This window comes from Mesorhizobium sp. M0601, from assembly GCF_040320845.1.
In the GTDB taxonomy this organism is placed as follows: Bacteria; Pseudomonadota; Alphaproteobacteria; order Rhizobiales; family Rhizobiaceae; genus Mesorhizobium.
Genome location: NZ_JAMYQK010000005.1, coordinates 1 through 18943 on the forward strand (window position 1 = coordinate 1; position 18943 = coordinate 18943).

Annotated in this window: 21 protein-coding genes; 9 read left to right on the forward strand and 12 right to left on the reverse strand. The window is 64.0% G+C overall.

Annotated elements, in window-relative coordinates; genetic code table 11:
• Positions 1-252 precede the first annotated feature (252 nt).
• From NKI41_RS07065 to NKI41_RS07105, 9 genes are all read right to left on the reverse strand, one after another.
• A complete protein-coding gene (locus tag NKI41_RS07065; protein ID WP_352451600.1) occupies positions 253-492 on the reverse strand; it encodes a DUF680 domain-containing protein in 240 nt (79 codons plus the stop codon).
• Between the two features lie 67 nt (positions 493-559).
• On the reverse strand, positions 560-766 hold the full coding sequence (locus NKI41_RS07070; protein WP_352682163.1) for a DUF680 domain-containing protein: 207 nt from the start codon (positions 764-766) through the stop codon (positions 560-562).
• 70 nt (positions 767-836) lie between these two features.
• Positions 837-1040, reverse strand: coding sequence for a DUF680 domain-containing protein (locus NKI41_RS07075; protein WP_292664977.1), 204 nt, complete (start codon positions 1038-1040; stop codon positions 837-839).
• A 439-nt stretch (positions 1041-1479) separates the two neighbouring features.
• Positions 1480-2226, reverse strand: a complete 747-nt coding sequence (locus tag NKI41_RS07080) for an FAD-binding oxidoreductase (RefSeq protein WP_352451602.1) — start codon at positions 2224-2226, stop codon at positions 1480-1482.
• Complete coding sequence (locus NKI41_RS07085) at positions 2223-2834, reverse strand: molybdopterin-dependent oxidoreductase (RefSeq protein ID WP_023680229.1); 612 nt, start codon at positions 2832-2834, stop codon at positions 2223-2225. Before NKI41_RS07085 ends, NKI41_RS07080 begins: the two co-directional genes overlap by 4 nt.
• A gap of 133 nt (positions 2835-2967) precedes the next feature.
• Entirely contained in the window at positions 2968-4506 is a 1539-nt protein-coding gene (locus tag NKI41_RS07090) for a DegQ family serine endoprotease (protein WP_352682165.1), read from the reverse strand.
• 357 nt (positions 4507-4863) lie between these two features.
• Entirely contained in the window at positions 4864-5589 is a 726-nt protein-coding gene (locus tag NKI41_RS07095) for an MBL fold metallo-hydrolase (protein WP_352682167.1), read from the reverse strand.
• A gap of 16 nt (positions 5590-5605) precedes the next feature.
• Positions 5606-6772: a diphosphate--fructose-6-phosphate 1-phosphotransferase gene (locus NKI41_RS07100; protein WP_352451606.1), complete on the reverse strand. Its 1167-nt coding sequence runs from the start codon at positions 6770-6772 to the stop codon at positions 5606-5608.
• A gap of 98 nt (positions 6773-6870) precedes the next feature.
• Positions 6871-7635: a L,D-transpeptidase gene (locus NKI41_RS07105; protein WP_352682169.1), complete on the reverse strand. Its 765-nt coding sequence runs from the start codon at positions 7633-7635 to the stop codon at positions 6871-6873.
• 188 nt (positions 7636-7823) lie between these two features.
• Here NKI41_RS07105 and NKI41_RS07110 point away from each other — a divergent pair, with 188 nt between their 5' ends.
• The 3 genes from NKI41_RS07110 to xylB all read left to right on the forward strand — a co-directional run bounded on the left by NKI41_RS07110 (position 7824) and on the right by xylB (position 11428).
• The gene (locus tag NKI41_RS07110) at positions 7824-8447 is read left to right on the forward strand and encodes a LysE family translocator (protein ID WP_023718327.1); all 624 of its coding nucleotides are present in this window, start codon (positions 7824-7826) and stop codon (positions 8445-8447) included.
• A 9-nt stretch (positions 8448-8456) separates the two neighbouring features.
• Entirely contained in the window at positions 8457-9782 is a 1326-nt protein-coding gene (locus NKI41_RS07115; protein ID WP_352540014.1) for a tetratricopeptide repeat protein, read from the forward strand.
• Between the two features lie 191 nt (positions 9783-9973).
• Positions 9974-11428, forward strand: a complete 1455-nt coding sequence (gene xylB / locus NKI41_RS07120) for a xylulokinase (protein WP_352682410.1) — start codon at positions 9974-9976, stop codon at positions 11426-11428.
• Positions 11429-11466: 38 nt separating this feature from the next.
• Here xylB and NKI41_RS07125 read toward each other — a convergent pair whose 3' ends face one another.
• Positions 11467-11829: a nuclear transport factor 2 family protein gene (locus NKI41_RS07125; RefSeq protein WP_352682171.1), complete on the reverse strand. Its 363-nt coding sequence runs from the start codon at positions 11827-11829 to the stop codon at positions 11467-11469.
• A 110-nt stretch (positions 11830-11939) separates the two neighbouring features.
• On the opposite strand from NKI41_RS07125, the gene xylA reads away from it, so the two are divergent.
• Positions 11940-13265, forward strand: a complete 1326-nt coding sequence (xylA, locus tag NKI41_RS07130; RefSeq protein ID WP_352682173.1) for a xylose isomerase — start codon at positions 11940-11942, stop codon at positions 13263-13265.
• 131 nt (positions 13266-13396) lie between these two features.
• Here xylA and NKI41_RS07135 read toward each other — a convergent pair whose 3' ends face one another.
• Complete coding sequence (locus NKI41_RS07135) at positions 13397-14029, reverse strand: TetR/AcrR family transcriptional regulator (RefSeq protein ID WP_352682412.1); 633 nt, start codon at positions 14027-14029, stop codon at positions 13397-13399.
• 93 nt (positions 14030-14122) lie between these two features.
• Here NKI41_RS07135 and NKI41_RS07140 point away from each other — a divergent pair, with 93 nt between their 5' ends.
• Together NKI41_RS07140 and NKI41_RS07145 are read left to right on the forward strand one after the other, a co-directional pair.
• Complete coding sequence (locus tag NKI41_RS07140; protein ID WP_352682175.1) at positions 14123-14779, forward strand: O-methyltransferase; 657 nt, start codon at positions 14123-14125, stop codon at positions 14777-14779.
• A gap of 164 nt (positions 14780-14943) precedes the next feature.
• On the forward strand, positions 14944-15153 hold the full coding sequence (locus NKI41_RS07145; RefSeq protein ID WP_352682177.1) for a hypothetical protein: 210 nt from the start codon (positions 14944-14946) through the stop codon (positions 15151-15153).
• Between the two features lie 86 nt (positions 15154-15239).
• Here NKI41_RS07145 and NKI41_RS07150 read toward each other — a convergent pair whose 3' ends face one another.
• On the reverse strand, positions 15240-16220 hold the full coding sequence (locus NKI41_RS07150) for a GlxA family transcriptional regulator (protein ID WP_352451614.1): 981 nt from the start codon (positions 16218-16220) through the stop codon (positions 15240-15242).
• Between the two features lie 76 nt (positions 16221-16296).
• On the opposite strand from NKI41_RS07150, the gene bcoG reads away from it, so the two are divergent.
• The 3 genes from bcoG to NKI41_RS07165 are packed head-to-tail and all read left to right on the forward strand — an operon-like array spanning position 16297 to position 18939.
• A complete protein-coding gene (bcoG, locus tag NKI41_RS07155; RefSeq protein ID WP_352451615.1) occupies positions 16297-17208 on the forward strand; it encodes a 3-dehydrocarnitine:acetyl-CoA trimethylamine transferase BcoG in 912 nt (303 codons plus the stop codon).
• 31 nt (positions 17209-17239) lie between these two features.
• Entirely contained in the window at positions 17240-17869 is a 630-nt protein-coding gene (locus tag NKI41_RS07160; RefSeq protein WP_352682179.1) for an HD domain-containing protein, read from the forward strand.
• On the forward strand, positions 17866-18939 hold the full coding sequence (locus NKI41_RS07165) for a 3-hydroxyacyl-CoA dehydrogenase NAD-binding domain-containing protein (RefSeq protein ID WP_352682181.1): 1074 nt from the start codon (positions 17866-17868) through the stop codon (positions 18937-18939). The genes NKI41_RS07160 and NKI41_RS07165 overlap by 4 nt, the downstream gene beginning before the upstream one ends.
• Positions 18940-18943: the final 4 nt, after the last annotated feature.

Here is an 18943-nt window from a genome sequence, read left to right on the forward strand (position 1 = left end):
CCCGGCCGCGTTTGCCCGACCCTCTCACCCACACAAAGCGCGGGTGCCCCCTGGGGTCACCCCGCCTCCCATCAGACAGCGCGGGGGGCCTTCCCCGGCGGCTCTTGTCTGGAATTCCAGTTCGGCCGTTAGAGCGGTTATCGTTTCACGGAACGCCGAACCGCTCTATCTCTTTGTTTTGACGCAATTCCCAAGGGAAAGCGCTACACGCTTTTCCCGGGAAAACCGTTTCACACTTTTCCTGGAATTGCTCTAGTTGTTGCCGAAGAGGTTGCGATCGGCGCCCTGGGGCGCGGACTTGGGCACATCGCCAGACGAATTCAGCAGCTTGTAGATCGGCGAGTTGCTGTCCCGCACCGAATACGTCTGCGTCTTGTCGACGTTGACGGTCGTCTGCTTGTTGATGTCGGTCCCGCCAACATTGTCGTTGCGGGCATAGGCACTGCCGGCGGCAATCAAGAGAGCGGCGGCAGTAAGAACAATCTTTTTCATTTGGGTACTCCTGGATTTTCGAAATCAAGCGGCGGGCATGCCGCCGCCTTGATGGTGGGATCGGCTGTTAGCTGTTGCCGAAGAGGTTACGGTCGGCGCCCTGGACAACCGGCTGCTTTTCAGCCTGGTCCGACGTCTTGACGGAAGCCGTGTAGGAGCTGTCGACCGAGACAGCAGGCGGGTTGGCTCCGTTGGAACCAAAGTTGTCGCTGCCGGCGAAGGCGCTGCCGGTGATGGCCAAAACGGCGGCGGCAGCAAGAACGATCTTTTTCATCTTAATACTCCTGAATTTTTCAGATCCCGGACGGCGGATATGCCCGCCGCCCTGATGCTGGGATCGGCTGTTAGTTGTTGCCGAAGAGGTTACGGTCGGCGCCCTGGACAGGCTGCTGGTCAGCATGAGCCGGCTTCTGAATGGAAGCCGTATACGAGCTGTCGACCGAAGCGGCAGGCTGGTTCGCACCCTTGGAACCAAAGTTGTCGCTGCCAGCGAAGGCGCTGCCGGTGATGGCCAAAACGGCGACGGCGGCAAGAGCGATCTTTTTCATTTTAGTACTCCAGTATCTCAGTTTTTCCGTCCGTCCAGCGGCGTGCCTTGGGAGGAATTCGCGTCGTTCGGACAGCCCCGATGTGGGAAAGCCAATGGCCAGTTTCCAATCACGAAGTTTTTTGGTGTGGACCAAGAATCTACACCTTGAAATTGTGCCAGAGATTCCCTTCGCCACAATTTTATTGCTAAATATCAAGTAGATAGCCCATAGTATCGGTCTGGCTGCAAGGTGACTTGGGGAGGCAGCGTTCACAGCGTCCTGCACGCATTGTCAACAGAAACGAACCGTTCGGTTCGATTTTTTAAACCGATAAAAGTCGCGGCCGAGGTTCTTTGTCGAATCGTTAACCATTTCGGCCAAACGCGGCCTCACCGTTCTGCCGGTTTTCGGCCCGCTTATGCCGGCCGGCGAAGGCAGCAACCGCGCAAGAACCAGGTCAGACCCCGTAGCGTTCGGTGCGGATGAGAGCCGCGGGAACGCCGGCATCGATCAGCGCCTCGGCGGCGGCCGTCACGAACGCGTTCGAGCCGCAGACAAAGGCGAGCTTCGGCGGCGCCGGCAGCCTGGTCATGGCTTGCACCATCATCGCGGCGTCGACCCGCCGCGCATAATCCGACGATCGGCGGGCCGGCTCGCGCGTCAGCGTCAGCACCAGGTCGAAGCCATCCCGGCGCTCGGCGAGGTCGATCAGCTCGTCGCGAAAGATCACCTCGTCCCAGACCCGCGCCGAAAACACCAAGGCGGCGGCGACCAGCGATCCCCGCATCGCCCGGTGACGGAGCATCGACATCAGCGGCACCACGCCCGACCCACCGCCGACGAGCAGGAGCGGTCCGCCATCGCCGTCGGACCAGACGAAATGGCCGCCGAGCGGCCCGCGCAATTCGACCTCGTCGCCCACCGCCGCGATCTCGTGAAAGAACGGCGAGACCTCGCCGTCCTCGAGTTTTTCAATCGCCAGCTCGATGGTCTCGCCGGTCTCCGGCGCCGAGGCGATGGAGTAGGAGCGGCGCGCCTGATAGCCGTCCGGCGCCGTCAATCTGACATCGACATGCTGTCCGGCCCGGTAAGCGAAGGGCCGCGACGGCTGCAGGAAAAAGCTGGTGACGCGCGGCGTACGCTTTTGGATGCGGGTGATGGTGACCGTCTGCCAGGGCGACTGCGCCGCCGGTGCGTCGCTCATGGATCGTTCGTGTAGCGCTGCTCGCGCCACGGATCGCCATAGATGTGATAGCCTCGCAACTCCCAGAAACCCGGCTCGTCACGCTCTGTGAACTGCAGCCCGTTCAGCCATTTGGCCGATTTCCAGAAATAGAGATGCGGAACGAGCAGCCGGGCCGGGCCGCCATGGTCGGGAGTGATCGGCTTGCCCTCGTAAAGCAGTGCCACCATCGCCTTGCCGCCGGTGAGATCCTTCGTCGGCACGTTGGTGGAATAGCCGTCGAAACCCAGCGCCAGCGTGAAGGCGGTGGGCGGCTCGATGCCGGCGTCGGCAAGAATGTCGTCGACGAGCACGCCCTGCCACGCCGTGTCGAACTTGGTCCATGCGGTGACGCAATGGATGTCGCGCGTCATCTTGGTCAAGGGCAGCGCGTTGAACTCGGCCCAGTTCCACTTCTTGATCGGCCGCGGCCCGTGCTTAAGCGTGAACGACCAATCCTCGGTGCGCACATGCGGCGTCGGGCCGGCCGACAGGACCGGGAAACCTTGCTCGAGATATTGCCCCGGCGGGATACGTGCATCCGTATCCGTCGGCGGCTTTCGTCCGGAAGAGAAGCCTCGGGTAACCATCTAGAATATCCGTTTGCGCAAGGTCCAATCGAGCTTTGTCAGTTTTCTCGAAGACGCGAGCGCGGGCAACAGAAATCTTGGCTCCGGCCTGGCGGCAATGCTCTACATTGATCTTGGCAGCGCGGCGCCCGCTTCAGCCGCTGGCGAAGGGGACGGCCACGAACATCTGGGCGTCGCCACGCTCGACAAGCAGCAGCACCGATTTCTTGCCGGATTTGGCAGCCTGCACAATCGCCTGATTTGCCTGTCTGGCGCTCCTCACCGGGGTCTGGTCGACGCCGACGATGATGTCGCCGGGCTGGATGCCGGAAGCCGACGCCGCCTTGTTCGGGTCGACGCGCTCGACCAGTGCGCCGTGCTGGTTTTCCGGCAGGTTCATTGCCTGGCGCACATCCGGAGTGACGTCCATCAGGCCGAGACCGAGCGCCGGTGCGCGAAGGCCCTGCCCCGTCGACGGCTGACCTGAATCGCCGGTCACCGATCCCGTCGCCGTGTCGTCTTCGTTGCGCCCGATCTCGACGGAGATCTGCAGGCTTTTCCCCTTGCGCCAGACATTGAGGGCTTCCCTCGTGCCAGGCGCAACGTCAGCGACGGCGCGCGACAGATCCCTCGGATCCTTTATGTCCTGGCCGGCGAAGCTGGTAATGACATCGCCGGTCTCGATGCCGGCCTTGGCGGCCGGCGATCCGTCGCTGACCTGCGCGACCAGCACGCCGGTAGGGTGATCGAGGCCGATGGCGCTCGCCACATCAGGCGTCACCGGCTGAATCTGGACGCCGAGATAGCCGTACTGGATGGAGCCGCCCTTCATCAGCTTGGCGACGACCTTTTGCGCCTGGTCCGAGGGGATGGCGAAGCCGACGCCGACGCTGCCGCCATTCGGCGAAAAGATCGCGGTGTTGATGCCGACGACATCGCCGTACACATCCGTCAGCGGGCCGCCGGAATTGCCCCGGTTGATCGGTGCGTCGATCTGGATGAAGTCGTCAAACGGGCCGCTGTGCAGATCGCGGCCGCGCGCCGAGACAATGCCGGCGGTGACCGTGGTGCCAAGGCCGAAAGGATTGCCGAAGGCGAGCACCTGGTCGCCCGGCATGAGCTTGTCCGAATCGCCCCATTTGACGGTCGGCAAGGGCTTGCCGGCGTTGACCTTGAGCACGGCAAGGTCGTTCTTCGTGTCATGGCCGATCAATTTGGCGGGAAGCTCGGTGCCGTCGTCGAGCATCACCTTGACCGACTGGGCGCCGTCGACGACGTGATTGTTGGTGACGATCATGCCGTCGGCACCGACGATGAAGCCTGAGCCGAGGGCCTCGGTGCGCGGCGCCTGTTCCGGCGGTGTCTTGGGGGCGGGCAGTCCCTGGTCACCGAAGAAACGGCGGAAATAATCGTCGAAAGGCGCGTTTCCGCCGAAGGGAGAGGCGTCGCTCGTGGTGTCCGGCTGTTGTACTTTCATGACCGTCGTGATGGTCACCACTGCCGGTTTATCGGCCGCCACGACCGGAGCGAACGAGCCGCTGGGCGCCGTCATGCCGGTGACAGGTGGGGTCACTGTTGCCGCCAGGACATCATTCAGCCTGGGAGCGAAGGACAGGGCGAAGGGGCTGACGATCAGCGCGGCGCCCAGCAAAGCGGCGACGCGATGTCTGCGAAGGGTGTGGATTGGTGACATGGCCGTTGTCCGGGCGAGAGATTGATCGGGCGCCGCAGCGTTCCGTCACCGGAACGCTCTATCGGCGTGTCGGCCTTGCCTGTCTCGCCTGGCACGGCGGCCGACCGGATCGACAGCCCCGCATCTAGGGCGCCGATCGTGGTTTCCAGATAATATTACGAAGATTTAATTTCCGGCTGGCAGCCGCCTTGCCGGGCTGGCGCCGAAACCCGAAAACAAAAACCCGCCTTGCGGCGGGTCGTTGGGGCGAATCAGCACCATACCCAAATTACTAGCATAGCTGCCGGCACAAAGCAAGAACAAAATAGCTGCGCAAGACAAATCGCTTCAGATTTGCGCCGCCTCAGCCGAGGCCTCCTATTCGCCTTTCCGGTCGGTCCGGCTGAGATAGGTGGTGGCGATCTCGCGCATCCGCCTGCCGTCGAAGCTCGGTCCATGGCCGCCATGGCCGATCCGGATCGGCAGCTCGACCAGGCGCTGCATCGTGCGGCGATAGGCGGCACGATCCGAATCCGGCAGGTCGTCGATCAGCATGGCGTCGTAGATGGCGTCGCCGGCGAAGAACAGGCCGTCTGCCTCGTCGAACAGCGCGATCGAATCCGGAGAGTGGCCGGGCAGATGCAGGACGCGGAATTGGCGGTCACCGAGGTCGATCATGTCGCCCTCGTCCAGGGTCCGGGCCAGCGGCGCCGGCGGAATCCTGTAATCGGCGGCTCTCCAGCCCGGCGCCGGCAGCTTGGAAACAGCGCCTTCCAGGTCATGGAACATGCAGGCGTAGGTCACCGCTTCATCCATGCTGTCGAACTGTGCGGCGCTGTGGCGCGGCCCTGCCCGCAACGGAAACTCGTGCAGCGAGCCGACATGATCGAGATGGATATGCGTGGCGACGGCGAGCAGCGGCTTGCCGGCCGGCGTGTCGATCTGCGGCGCCAGCGGGCAGATCCCCATGCCGGTGTCGACCAGCAGGTCGACATCGCGGCCGCGCAAATGCCAGATGTTGGCACGCACGGAATCATGCACGAAGGGCTCGGTCAGCATCGTCGTCTTGGCGTTGACGATGGTTTTGCTGAACCAGCTGTCCATCAGATCAAGGCCGGCATCAGACGAACGGCTTGCCGACCTTGTACTTTTGCGGGACCAGCCGCTTCAGATAGGCCATCCCCGCATCGGACAGCCGGTTGACATCCGGCAGCATGAAATCATCCGGCATATGGCGCGTCTTGCCGGCGACGTTCTTCAGCGGCACCTTCTTCAGCACGGTTTTCTTGCCGTCATATTGCAGCGCCACCGAACCGCCGCCCTCGTCGGCCACCGTGACCGCGAAGGCACCGGCATCGAAGGCCTCCTGCGCGTCCACCGCGCTGATGGCGCCGACATAGCCGCGCGGCATATAGCCGAGCGCATCGACGCGCGCCCGCTTGCCCGGCAATCCTTCGGCGAGCGCGCGCTCCAAGGCTGCCGGCAGGTCGCTGCCCGACAGCTTGACGTTCCCATGCTGGTCGCGCTCCAGCCTTTCCGGCGGCACCAGGCTTTCGACCAGCGCTTTGCCGTCGGCGGTGCTGACGCCTTCGGAGACGGCAACGATGCAGCGCTTGTGGCGGTCGAGCGTTGCACGAACGTCGTCGATGAAACCGGCCGCCGAGAACGGCCGCTCCGGCACGTAGACGAGATGCGGGCCGCTGTCCTGATCGAGCTGCCAGGCCGCGGACGCGGCCGTCAGGAAACCGGCATGCCGCCCCATGACAATGCCGACATAGATGCCCGGCAGAGCGCGGAAATCGAGATCGACCGAAAGGAATGCTCCAGCGACGAACTCGGCCGCCGACATGAAGCCGGGCGTGTGGTCGTTCTCCTCGAGATCGTTGTCGATGGTTTTCGGCGCATGCACGAAGGCGATCTTGCCGCCGGCGGCGTCGGTGAGGATCTGCTGCGTGCCCGAGGTGTCGTTGCCGCCGATATAGATGAAGGCATCGGCGCCGGCTTTCTTCAAGCCGTTGAGGATGAGGTCGCAATAGGCGGCATCCGGCTTGTCGCGCGTCGAACCAAGCGCGGCGCTCGGTGTCGCCGCGATCAGCCGCAGGCGATCCTCGGGGATGGCGGAAAGATCGACGTAATTGCCGTCACGAATGCCGCGCACGCCGTGGATGGAACCCAGCACCTTGGCGCCGGGATGCCGCTTGCGGATTTCGAGCGCAGCACCCACCACGGTCTGGTTGATGACGGCGGTCGGGCCGCCGCCTTGCGCGATGACAAAAGTTCCGGCCATTGTTCACGTCTCCCGGGCGATGGAAATCGCAGGCACATTCGCCTGTCTTGCGGCATCGCGCAACGGCAGAGTCGATGACGAAGGGCAGCAGCAGCCGGTCAGACGACGACGACCGGATTCTTCTTGGAGACGCGGCTGTAGAGGTCGATGATGTCCTGGTTGATCAGGCGCACGCAGCCCGACGACATCGCCTGGCCGATGCTCCACCATTCGGGCGAGCCGTGGATGCGATAGCCGGTGTCGCTGCCGTTCTGATAGATGTAGAGGGCACGCGCGCCGAGCGGATTGTCGAGGCCGCCCGGCTGTCCGCTTTGCCATTTCACCAGTTCCGGCCTGCGGGCGATCATCTCGGGCGGCGGGGTCCAGACCGGCCATTCCTTGCCGTACTGGATGTTGGCGCGGCCGGACCAGCGGAATCCGTCCTTGCCGATGCCGACGCCGTAACGGATCGCCTCGCCGCCGGGCTGCACCAGATAGAGCAGCCGTTCCTGCGAGTGAACGACGATGGTGCCGGGTTGCTCGCCGGTCGGATCGACGACGATCTGGCGGCGGAACTCCGGCTTGACCTTGAGGTAGGGCACTTCCGGCACATTGAAGCCACCGTCGGTGAGCGAAGCGTACATCACGTCGGGGCTGGTGATGTTCTTGTCGACGCTGATACTCGGACGGATGGGCCGGATCGAGCCGGTGGTGACGTCGTCGAGCTGGAGCGACGGCAGATCCAGCGTCTGGCTGCAGCCGGCGACGCCGAGCAGCGCCAGCGCACCGGCGCCGGACAGCACCGTGCGACGGGAAAGCTGTATTTCGGTTTCGATTGCGTCGCCAATATGCGGCAGCGACAGACCGTGCGGCAACTCACGCATTCACCCAAACCCTACGCTGTCGGCGGGAAACACGCTCCGGCCGTATAGCATGCATTTTCGCCAATCATGGTTGAAAAAGCGTGAAGGCCGGCCGCCTGGCGTTAACGAGGGGGCTTTTTCGATTTTGCCTCTTTACATCTGCGCGAGGCCAAGGATTTATCCTCTTCTTTGAGCTCAAGGAGAAGAAAATGTCCTTCGAAAACTGGGCCGCTTTTGCCGCTGCCTCGGCAGTCCTTCTGGTCATTCCAGGTCCGACCATCCTGCTGGTGGTGTCCTATGCGCTCGGCCAGGGCTGGCGCACCGCGCTGCCGATGGCAGTCGGCGTGGCGCTCGGCGACTTCACCGCGATGACATTGTCGATGCTGGGCATCGGCGCGCTGCTGGCGGCGTCCGCCACCGTATTCACCGTGCTGAAGGTGATCGGCGCCGGCTATCTGATCTATCTCGGCATCAAGCTGTTTCGCGCCGGCGGTGCGCTCCGGGCCGAACCGCGCACCGATGCGGTGTCATCGGCGAAAATGACGGCGCACGCCTGGCTGGTTACCGCGCTCAATCCGAAAAGCATCACCTTTTTTGTCGCCTTCCTGCCGCAGTTCCTCGACCGGCATGCGGATTTCTGGACACAGATGCTGATCTTCGAGACGACCTTCCTGGCGCTCGCCTTCGCCAATGCCTTCGGTTATGCGCTGATCGCCGCAAGGGCGCGCAACGTGGTGCGCAACCCAAAGGCGATCCGCATCTTCAACCGCACCGGCGGCACGCTGCTGGTCGGCGCCGGGATCGCGACAGTGGCGATGCGCTCGGGCAACTGAGGACAGACCATGGCGGTGAGCGACGCATTCGGCCTGACACTGTCTGGCGCGACGGAGGCCGGGCTCTCGTCCTACAGCCGGGCCGTTCGCGAATTGCAGTGCTTCATCGGCGATCCGGTCGGTTCCATTGACCAGGCAATCGCCGAAGATCCCGGCTTCGTCATGGCGCAGGTGTTCAAGGGTTATCTCTTTGGCCTCGCCACAGAGCGTGAGGCGACGGCGGTGGCCAAGGCATGTCACGAGGCGGCGCTGCCGCTTGCCGCGACAACACGCGAGCAGGCGCATGTCGCCGCCCTTGGCCATCTTGCGGAGGGACGCTGGCACGAGGCCGCCCGCGTGCTGGAGGATATCGCCATCGAGTTTCCGCTCGATGCGCTGGCGCTGCAGACCGGCCACCAGATCGACTTCTTCACCGGCAATGCGCGCATGCTGCGCGACCGCATCGGCCGCGCGCTGCCGTCCTGGCAGAGCGACATGCCGGGCTATCACGCCATACTCGGCATGCAGGCCTTTGGCCTGGAGGAAATGGGCGATTACGCGCGCGCCGAAAAACTTGGCCGCACGGCGGTCGATATCGAGCCGCGCGACGGCTGGGCCCAGCATGCGGTGGCCCATGTCATGGAGATGCAGAGCCGGCAGAAGGACGGCATTCTGTGGATGCGCGCCAATCCCGAAGCGTGGACGCGGGACAGCTTCCTGCAGGTGCACAATTGGTGGCATCTGGCACTGTTCCATTATGATCTCGGCGAAGTCGACGAGGTGCTGGCGCTCTATGACGGGCCGATCTATGGCGAACGCTCGATGCTGGCGCTCAACATGGTCGATGCCTCGGCGATCCTGTGGCGGCTGCATCTCGGTGGCGTCGATGTCGGCGAGCGCTGGGCGACGCTCGCCGCCAACTGGTTGCCCATGGCCAGCGCCGGCCACTATGCCTTCAACGACGCCCACGCGATGATGGCGTTTGTCGGTGCCGGCCTCGAAGCGCCGGCCCGCAACTTGCTCGAGGCGCAGCGCGAGGCGATGCGCGGCAAGGACGACAACGCCGGTTTCACCAGGGATGTCGGCCATCCCCTGACGCTCGCCATCAAGGCATTCGGCGAGGGCAATTATGCCGGGACGATACGCCTGATCCGGCCGATGCGGGCAATCGCCCATCGCTTCGGCGGCAGCCACGCACAACGCGACGTCATCGACCTGACACTGATCGAAGCGGCATTGCGTTCCGGTGATGGCGCGCTGGCGAGGGCGCTTGCGGCGGAACGCGCGCTGGCACGGCCGGACAGCCCGTTGTCGGCACTGTTTTCACGGCGTGCAAACGCTCCCGCGGCGAATTGACCACGGCCACATCTTGCCTTAAAAACTGCCCCGGCCTGATTTTTTCGAGCGTCGAAAAAATCTTCGCGTGTTGACCGGGGTGCGTTTCCGGCGGCACGATTGCCGGGATATCTTCGCCGCCCGTGTCACAGGACTGGGCAGCGAAGCAAGAAAGACCGTCGCCGCCAGGCATGACGGACATGGGAGGAAACATGTATCTCGGCCTCGATCTCGGCACGTCGGGCGTCAAGGCGCTGCTGATCGATGCAAGGCAGAGCATCGTCGGTTCCGGCCATGCGCCGCTCGACGTGTCGCGCCCGCATCCCGGCTGGTCCGAGCAGAACCCGGCCGACTGGATCCGCGCCTGCGAAGCGGCGGTCGGCGAGCTGCGGTCGATGCATGCGAAGGAACTCGCGGCTGTCAACGGCATCGGCCTTTCCGGCCATATGCATGGCGCCACTCTGCTCGATGCCGCCGACCAGGTGCTGCGCCCCTGCATTCTATGGAACGACACACGCAGCCACGCGGAGGCGGCCGCGCTCGATGCCGACCCGCGCTTTCGCAAGCTGACCGGCAACATCGTCTTTCCCGGCTTCACCGCGCCAAAGCTCGCCTGGGTCAAGAACAACGAACCGGCTGTTTTTGCCAAGATGGCAAAGGTCCTGCTGCCGAAGGACTTTTTGCGGCTCTGGCTCGCCGGCGAGCATATTTCGGAAATGTCGGATTCGGCTGGCACGTCGTGGCTCGATGTCGGCAAACGCGCCTGGTCCGCCGAACTGCTCGCCGCGACGTCGCTCGACGAAAGCCAGATGCCGTCATTGGTCGAAGGCACGGCCAGGGCCGGTGCCTTGCGCGCCGAACTGGCCGCCAAATGGGGCATGCAGCTGGGCATCCCGATCGCCGGCGGGGCCGGCGACAACGCGGCCTCGGCCTGCGGCATGGGCACGGTCGGCGCCGGGCAGGCGTTCGTCTCGCTCGGCACGTCGGGCGTGCTTTTTGCCGCCAACGCGTCGTATCTGCCCAATCCGGAAAGCGCCGTGCACACATTCTGCCACGCACTGCCCGGCACCTGGCACCAGATGGGCGTCATCCTGTCGGCAACCGATTCGCTCAACTGGCTGTCGGGGATCGCTGGAAAAAGTGCCGGCGAGTTGACCGCCGAACTCGGCGATTCGCTGCAGGCGCCGAGCGGTGTCTCTTTCCTGCCGTACCTGTCAGGCGAGCGGACGCCTCACAATGATTCCGTCATTCGGGGCGCCTTTACCGGGCTTGCCCACGAGTCCGGCCGCGCGGCGCTGACCCAGGCCGTGCTCGAAGGCGTCGCCTTCGCTTTCCGCGACAGCCTCGAAGCCCTGGCCAAAGCCGGTACGACGCTGACCCGGGTGACGGCGATCGGCGGCGGCTCGCGTTCGCGCTACTGGCTGAAGGCCATCGCCACAGCGCTTGGCCTGCCAGTCGATATCCCAGCCGACGGCGATTTCGGCGCCGCCTTCGGAGCGGCCCGGCTTGGCCTGATCGCGGCGACAGGCGCCGATCCGCGCGCCGTGTGCACGGCGCCGGCGACGGACGCCACGGTCGAGCCGGTCGCCGCACTAAGCGATGCCTATGCAGATGCCTATCAGCGCTACCGCCAGCTTTACCCGGCGATCAGGAGCGCCACGGCGTGAGCGGTTTCCCGCCCTCGCCGTGGCCTGCCGAGAAGGCCTCACTGTGCCGGCACCTTGTCGAGAAAGCCGGTGACGCTTTTCAGCCGGCCATTTTCGATGACGCCGATATCGGTGCCTTCGATGACGGAGCCGACGCCTTCCGGCCCGAGGTTCCAGGAGAAGCGGATGGTATCGCCGAAGCCGTCCGGCTTGCCTTTCAGCGAGAACCTGAAGCCGGCAAAGCGCTGCTGAACGCCTTCGATCAGCGCGGCGATGGCGTCATGGCCGTCGCCCTGCATGATCGGATCGCGGTAGCCGACGTCCTCGGTGAAGGTCGCCTCGAGCAAGGCTTTCCTGCGTGCGGCGTCGCTCTCGTTCCAGGCGGCGATGTAGTTTTCGGCAATGGTGTTGAGGTCGGTCATGGTCTGTCTCCTTCGTTGGGTGGCTTTGACATGAGCCTTTTCGACCAGCGCCAGCGCGAAACCAATTACGCCTGAGGTAATCAGGCCGAACCATGCGAGAGGAAAAAAACATGAGCAGCGGTTTTTTCGGCGACATCCAACAGATCAAATACGAGGGACCGGATTCGACCAATCCGCTGGCCTATCGGTTCTACAATCCCGACGAGATCGTCGCCGGCAAGCGGCTGGAAGACCATCTGCGCTTTGCCGTCGCCTATTGGCATTCCTTCGCCTGGCCGGGCGGCGATCCGTTCGGCGGTCAGACGTTCGACCGGCCATGGTTCCCCAAGGCCGGCGGTACCGACACGATGGAGCTGGCCAAACTCAAGGCCGACGTCGCCTTCGAGATGTTTTCGCTGCTGGGCGCGCCTTATTTCTGCTTCCACGATGCCGACGTGCGGCCGGAGGGCCGGGACTTTTCCGAAAGTGCGGCGCGGCTCGACGAGATCGCCGATTATTTCTCGGGAAAGATGAAGCAGACCGGCGTCAAGCTGCTGTGGGGCACGGCCAACCTGTTCTCCAACCGCCGCTTCATGTCGGGCGCCGCCACCAATCCCGATCCGGACGTCTTTGCCTATTCGGCGGCGACGGTGAAACACTGCATCGACGTCACCAAGCGGCTGAACGGCGAGAACTACGTGCTGTGGGGCGGCCGCGAGGGCTATGAGACGCTGCTCAACACCGACCTCGCCCGCGAGCAGGAACAGGCCGGCCGTTTCCTCAATCTGGTCGTCGATTACAAGCACAGGATCGGCTTCGAAGGCACCATCCTGATCGAGCCGAAGCCGCAGGAGCCGACCAAGCACCAGTACGATTACGACGTCGCCACCGTCTACGGCTTCCTCAAGCGCTTCGGACTGGAGAACGAGGTCAAGCTCAACATCGAGCAGGGCCACGCCATCCTGGCCGGCCATTCGTTCGAACATGAACTGGCGCTGGCCAATGCGCTCGGCATTTTTGGCTCGATCGACATGAACCGCAACGACTACCAGTCGGGCTGGGACACCGACCAGTTCCCCAACAATGTGCCGGAGATGGCTCTGGCCTACTACCAGGTGCTGCAGGCCGGCGGCTTCAAGACCGGCGGCACCAATTTCGACGCCAAGCTCAGGCGCCAGTCGCTCGATCCGCAGGACCTGCTGATCGGCCATATCGGGGGCATGGACTGCTGCGCTCGCGGCCTGAAGGCGGCAGCGCGCATGGTCGAGGACAAGGCGCTGTCCGCCCCGCTCGCCGAGCGCTATGCCGGCTGGGATTCGGCCGAGGCCAAGGCGATGCTTGCCGGCAAGTGCACGCTGGAGGAAATCGCCGAGCGCGTCGTCAAAGAGAAGATCGAGCCGCAGCCCAGATCCGGCCGCCAGGAATTGCTCGAAAACATCGTCAACCGGTACGTCTGAGGCGTACCCGGTTCGCGGCCGCATTGTTCAGCGGCCGCCGGCTAAGACGGCTTTCTGCGGGGCTGAACCGACGAAGGTTTTGCCCCGTGTGAAACTCGCGTGGCCTGTTCGCTGACCGGGTCTGGCGCGCCTTAGCCGTGATCGAGGCCTCTCAGGTAGGCGCAAAACATGTCGGCCATGGCATCGGCGTAGACTTCAATCTCCTTGGGGGTTCGAGGCGTCTCCGAGAACTGCTTCCCCACCGTGCTGAGCGTCGTCATGACCAGGTCGCCGGCCAATTCGCGAGTCGCTTGCGCGGCGCTCGGCAACGCCTCCTGCATGAAGAGCTGGATGGTGCGGTCTCCGGACGCCCTCGCCGCCTGCGCCTCGGGCGCGTCGCGGTAAAGCGGTGCGGCGTCGTCGAGCGCCACACGCACCGCGGCCTCGTCACACTCCGAGCGGAGGAAGGCGTGGACCAGGTCGCGCAGCCGGTCGAGCGGCGGTTTCCTGATATCCTCGAGGATATCGCGCAGCAAACTGGTCGTCTGCCGCCATTCGTCGCTCTGGAGCCGGAACAGGATCGCCGCCTTGTTCGGAAAATATTGATACAGCGATCCGACGCTGACGCCGGCCTTCTCGGCCACCCGCGCCGTGGTGAAGCGCTGCGCGCCTTCCCTCGCCAAAACCTGAACAGCAGCCTGCAAAATCGCAGCGACGAGCTCCGCCGAGCGGGCCTGCTTCGGCTGTTTTCGCGAGGAAATCCGCGGACTTCGGTTATCGCTCATTGAGAGCCGCGCCAATGCGATTAGTGAATGCGAATGATTAGTCGTATTTTGAATGTCGCACAAGAACGCGTTCAATTCCGACTGGAGACCGATATGACCACACTGACGACAACGCCGCTCGCGCCCCTGCTGGTCCGCCTGTTCGAGGAAGCCGCTGCGGCAACAAGCCCTGCAGTGGCGGAACTCTCCGCCGAGGAGCGGATGCGGCTGGTTCGAAGCAAGACCGAATACCTCGATTTCTATGGGCGGCTAAGGGATCTCTGGCTTCCCGTTTCGCGAGAGACCGGCACGCTGCTCTACATGCTGGCACGAGGCAGCGGCGCACGGACGATCGTCGAATTTGGAACCTCGTTCGGCATCTCGACCCTGCACCTTGCCGCAGCCTTGCGGGACAATGGCGGTGGCCGCCTGATCACCAGCGAGTTCGAGCCATCCAAGGTCGCGCGCGCGAGGAGTAATCTGACAGCAGGCGGTCTCATTGACATGGTGGAAACCCGCGAAGGAGACGCGCTGCAAACATTAAGCGTCGATCTTCCCGAAAGCGTCGACCTGCTTCTGCTCGACGGCGCCAAAGCGCTCTATCCCGAGATCTTGAGTCTGGTTGAAAGCCGCCTCAGACCGGGCGCCTTCGTCGTTGCCGACAACGCAGATCTTTGCCCCGAATACCTCGAGCGGGTGCGCTCGACCGGGAGTGGCTACATGTCCACGCCGTTCGGCGAGGATGTTGAACTGTCGATGCGGCTTGGCTGAAGCACTGCGTGACCTGCCGGAACGACGTGCCCAAGATGGGCGGCGGCGGACAAAACTTTGCCCGGCATCGCCCATCAATCGCCTCGCTCTTGCCTTCAAACAGCCGTCACGAACCTCCTATAGTGTGGTTCGTGGCGGGATTCAGAAGAAGGAGGCGAAACGATATGCAGCACGAACGCGAAATCGACGCCCTGCTCTCATCTGGCGAGGCTGGATCGATCATCGACCGGCTGATGGCGCTGCCGCACCCGAAACAAGGTGCGCTGAGTGCAAACGAATGGGATCGCGCGGTCGCCAGCCGGTTCGAGACCCATCTTGCGAGACAGATGCGCTCGCAGATCGACGGCAGCAGCGACCGCAAGGACGCTGCCTGATCTACCTTTGCCTATGCATGTCGTTATCGCAAAACCGCTACGCACCCTCGGGTCAAGCCCGTGGCCAAGCTTTTGGGCGACATGCATTATCCCCGACGCAGCCTGACCGGCGCTTCGCCGAACGCTCTTGAAAACGCTCTGGAAAATGCCGCGGCGGACGAAAACCCCGTTCGCCCGGCAATGTCCGCCATGGCGATGCGCGTGTCGACCACCAGCCGGCGCGCGGCGCCGAGGCGCAGCCTGAGGTAATAAGCGCCGGGCGTTTCGCCGATCGACTTGCGAAAGATGCTTTCCAGCGTCCGTGCCGTCACCCCGGCGCGCTTTGCCACGGCGGCGATAGTCAGCGGCTGGTCGACATGCGCTTCCATCAGCCGAATGGCTTGCGCCAGCCTGGGATCGTAGCCGTCGAGACGGCCGAGCGAGACCAGCGGTTGCGCGTCCGTCGCGGCGCGCGCCTGGTCGTAGATGAAGACGCTCGCGACATCTAGCGCCACGGCCATGCCGAGCCGCGTGCGGATCAGATGCAGCATCAGGTCGAAGGTCGGCGAGGCGCCGCCGGTGGTGAACACCGGGCCATCGATGACGTAGCGGTCGGGGCGCACGTCGACGCCGGGAAAGGCCGACGAGAAATCCTCCATGTCCTCCCAGTGGGTGGTGGCGCTGCGCCCCTCCAGCAGACCCGCGCGGGCAACCAGCCAGGTGCCGGCCTCGACGCCGCCGCAGGCGCGTGCCGCGCGCGCCGCCCGGCGCAGTCCGGACAGCAGGGCCGATGTGGCGTAGTTCTGCGTGCCGAAGCCGGCGACGACGACCAGCATATCGGTTGTGTCAGCCGCATCGAAGCGGCCGCTGACCGCCACCGGCAGGCCGCATGTGGTGACCGGCGCCTCGCCTGTCACCGAGACCAGCCTGAAATCGAACAGCGTCTCACCGGCAATGCGGTTGGCGGCGCGCAACGGATCGACGGCCGAGGCGACGCACATGATCGACGAGCCGGAGAATACCAGCAGCGTTACCTTGAGCGGCAAACGCTCGGCCCGAAAGATCGTCGGTTTTTCGTTTTTGGTCACACGATCTTCGTAAAACGCAAAACAGTTTCCGGCAAGTCAGGCATTCTTGCCCTACGTTCTATTGGGAGAGAGTCCGATGCCGTTAGCGATGAACCGTGAGGTTTTCATTACCTGTGCCGTGACCGGGTCCGGCGGTTCGCAGGACCGCAGCCCGCATGTGCCGCGGTCGCCCAGAGAGATCGCCGATTCGGCCATCGAGGCGGCAAAGGCGGGTGCGGCGATCGTGCACTGCCACGTGCGCGATCCCGAGACCGGCAAGCCTAGGCGCGACGTGCATCTCTATCGCGAAGTAACCGAGCGCATCCGCGCGGCGGACGTCGACGTGGTGCTGAACCTGACCGCCGGCATGGGGGGTGACATGGTATTCGGCCCGCCGGAGAAACCGCTGCCGCTGAACGAAAAAGGCACGGACATGGGCGGCGCGAGCAACCGCATGGAACATGTGCGCCAGTGCCTGCCGGAAATCTGCACGCTCGATTGCGGCACCATGAATTTCGCCGAGGCCGATTATGTCATGACCAATACGCCCGGCATGCTGCGTGCCATGGGCGGCATGATGACGGCGCTCGGCGTCAAGCCGGAGATCGAGGCCTTCGACACCGGGCATCTGTGGTTCGCCAAGCAATTGGTCGAGGAAGAAGTGCTGAAGCCGGACGCGCTGGTGCAATTGTGCATGGGCGTGCCGTGGGGCGCGCCGGACGACCTCAACACCTTCATGGCCATGGTCAACAATGTACCGTCGACCTGGAACTGGTCGGCCTTTGCCATTGGCCGCAACCAGATGGCCTATGTCGCGGCCGCGGTGCTGGCCGGCGGCAATGTCCGCGTCGGACTGGAGGATAATCTCTGGCTCGACAAGGGCGTGCTGGCGACCAATGCGCAGCTGGTCGAGCGGGCGGTCAGCATCGTGTCGAATATGGGCGCCAGGGTCATCGGCCCGGACGAAGTCCGCAAGAAGCTGAACCTGACGAAGCGCGCACCGCTTTGAAAAGCCGGTAGCCGGTTGGGAGGAGCCGCTGATGAAGACCGTGAAATTCACCGCCATGAAGGACGGCGACCGCGAGGACTATGCCTTCCTCACCGAGCACGAGATCGACTATGCGGCAAAGACCGGCGAGCGGCTGCTCGACGCGCTCGTCCAGCTTGATGCGGGCCTCTCGGGCTACAAGATCACCCGGCTCGGCCATTCACTGCAAGCGGCAACACGGGCCTGGTGCGACGGCGCCGACACCGACTGGATTGCCTGCGCCTTGCTGCACGATATCGGCGACATCTACGCGCCCTATAACCACGACGAGTATGCAGCCGCCATCCTGAAGCCTTTTGTGCGCGAGCAATGCACCTGGGTGGTGGAGAAGCACGGCGATTTCCAGCGCCTCTATTACGCCCACCACCTCGGCGGCAATCCACACGCCCGCGACCGTTTCGCCGGGCACATCTACTTCGACGATTGCGATGAGTTTTGCGAACGCTGGGATCAGTCGAGCTTCGACCCGGATTACGAGACATTGCCGATCGATTTCTTCCGGCCCTTCCTGCTCGAAGTGTTCGCGCGCAAGGCCTATGACGCGTCCGTGATCCGTGCCGGCGAGCGCGTCGCCCTCACCGACCCCGCAACAGCCAGGACAAGAACCGGAGCCTCCGCATGAGCATCATCAACAAGGCGGCCGCCATCGGCGGCGGCGTCATCGGCGCCGGCTGGGTGGCGCGGCTGCTGCTCAACGGCATCGACGCGTCGATCTTCGATCCCGACCCCGAGGCGTCACGCAAGGTCGGCGAGGTGATGAAGGGAGCGCGACGCGCCTACAAGCAGATGCTGCCCGGCGGCCTGCCGAAGGAGGGCAAGCTTACCTTCGCCAAGACGATCGCCGAGGCGGTGGCAGACGCCGACTTCATCCAGGAAAGCGTGCCGGAGCGGCTCGACCTGAAGCACCGCGTGCTGGCCGAGATCGACCTTTATGCGCCGGCCAACGCCATTGTCGGATCCTCCACCTCCGGCATCAAGCCGACCGACATGCAGGTGGCGATGAAGAAGCACCCGGAGCGGCTGGTCGTCGGCCATCCGTTCAACCCCGTCTATCTGCTGCCGCTGGTCGAAATCGTCGGCGGCGAACAGACCTTTCCCGAGGCGATCGAGGTCGCCAAGGAGATCTATGCCTCGATCGGCATGAAGCCGGTGGTGATCCGCAAGGAGATCGAAGCCTTCGTCGGCGACCGGCTGCTCGAAGCGGCCTGGCGCGAGGCGCTGTGGCTGGTCAAGGACGGCATCTGCACGGTCGAGGAGCTCGACGACATCATGCGCTACGGCTTCGGCCTGCGCTGGGCGCAGATGGGCATGTTCCAGGTCTATCGCGTCGCCGGCGGCGAGGCCGGCATGCGCCACTTCATGGCGCAGTTCGGCCCGTGCCTGAAATGGCCGTGGACCAAGCTGATGGACGTGCCGGAGTTCAACGACGAGCTGGTCGAGCTGATCGCGACCCAGTCGGACGATCAGGCGCACGGTCTGTCGATCCGCGATCTCGAAAAGATCCGCGACGACAATCTGGTCGCCATCATGGAGGCACTGTCGAAGCAGAACAAAGGCAAAGGCTGGGGTGCCGGCGCCTTGCACAAGGACTACACCAGGCAGCTGGCCAAGCTCGCGGCGAAGAAGCCCACCGCCTCCAAGGCGGCCGAAAAGGCCAAGGCTGAAAAGCCGAAGAAAAGGAAGAAAGGCTGAGACC

Bases quoted from the DNA above. Each gene is read 5' to 3' on its own strand.
- NKI41_RS07145 (WP_352682177.1), top strand. From the start codon at position 14,944: ATGCAGCACGAACGCGAAATCGACGCCCTGCTCTCATCTGGCGAGGCT.
- NKI41_RS07165 (WP_352682181.1), top strand. From the start codon at position 17,866: ATGAGCATCATCAACAAGGCGGCCGCCATCGGCGGCGGCGTCATCGGC.
- NKI41_RS07100 (WP_352451606.1), bottom strand. From the start codon at position 6,772: ATGGCCGGAACTTTTGTCATCGCGCAAGGCGGCGGCCCGACCGCCGTC.
- NKI41_RS07085 (WP_023680229.1), bottom strand. From the start codon at position 2,834: ATGGTTACCCGAGGCTTCTCTTCCGGACGAAAGCCGCCGACGGATACG.
- NKI41_RS07105 (WP_352682169.1), bottom strand. From the start codon at position 7,635: ATGCGTGAGTTGCCGCACGGTCTGTCGCTGCCGCATATTGGCGACGCA.
- NKI41_RS07080 (WP_352451602.1), bottom strand. From the start codon at position 2,226: ATGAGCGACGCACCGGCGGCGCAGTCGCCCTGGCAGACGGTCACCATC.
- NKI41_RS07135 (WP_352682412.1), bottom strand. From the start codon at position 14,029: ATGAGCGATAACCGAAGTCCGCGGATTTCCTCGCGAAAACAGCCGAAG.
- NKI41_RS07095 (WP_352682167.1), bottom strand. From the start codon at position 5,589: ATGGACAGCTGGTTCAGCAAAACCATCGTCAACGCCAAGACGACGATG.
- NKI41_RS07065 (WP_352451600.1), bottom strand. From the start codon at position 492: ATGAAAAAGATTGTTCTTACTGCCGCCGCTCTCTTGATTGCCGCCGGC.
- NKI41_RS07160 (WP_352682179.1), top strand. From the start codon at position 17,240: ATGAAGACCGTGAAATTCACCGCCATGAAGGACGGCGACCGCGAGGAC.
- NKI41_RS07115 (WP_352540014.1), top strand. From the start codon at position 8,457: ATGGCGGTGAGCGACGCATTCGGCCTGACACTGTCTGGCGCGACGGAG.
- bcoG (WP_352451615.1), top strand. From the start codon at position 16,297: ATGCCGTTAGCGATGAACCGTGAGGTTTTCATTACCTGTGCCGTGACC.
- NKI41_RS07110 (WP_023718327.1), top strand. From the start codon at position 7,824: ATGTCCTTCGAAAACTGGGCCGCTTTTGCCGCTGCCTCGGCAGTCCTT.
- NKI41_RS07140 (WP_352682175.1), top strand. From the start codon at position 14,123: ATGACCACACTGACGACAACGCCGCTCGCGCCCCTGCTGGTCCGCCTG.
- xylA (WP_352682173.1), top strand. From the start codon at position 11,940: ATGAGCAGCGGTTTTTTCGGCGACATCCAACAGATCAAATACGAGGGA.
- xylB (WP_352682410.1), top strand. From the start codon at position 9,974: ATGTATCTCGGCCTCGATCTCGGCACGTCGGGCGTCAAGGCGCTGCTG.
- NKI41_RS07125 (WP_352682171.1), bottom strand. From the start codon at position 11,829: ATGACCGACCTCAACACCATTGCCGAAAACTACATCGCCGCCTGGAAC.
- NKI41_RS07070 (WP_352682163.1), bottom strand. From the start codon at position 766: ATGAAAAAGATCGTTCTTGCTGCCGCCGCCGTTTTGGCCATCACCGGC.
- NKI41_RS07090 (WP_352682165.1), bottom strand. From the start codon at position 4,506: ATGTCACCAATCCACACCCTTCGCAGACATCGCGTCGCCGCTTTGCTG.
- NKI41_RS07075 (WP_292664977.1), bottom strand. From the start codon at position 1,040: ATGAAAAAGATCGCTCTTGCCGCCGTCGCCGTTTTGGCCATCACCGGC.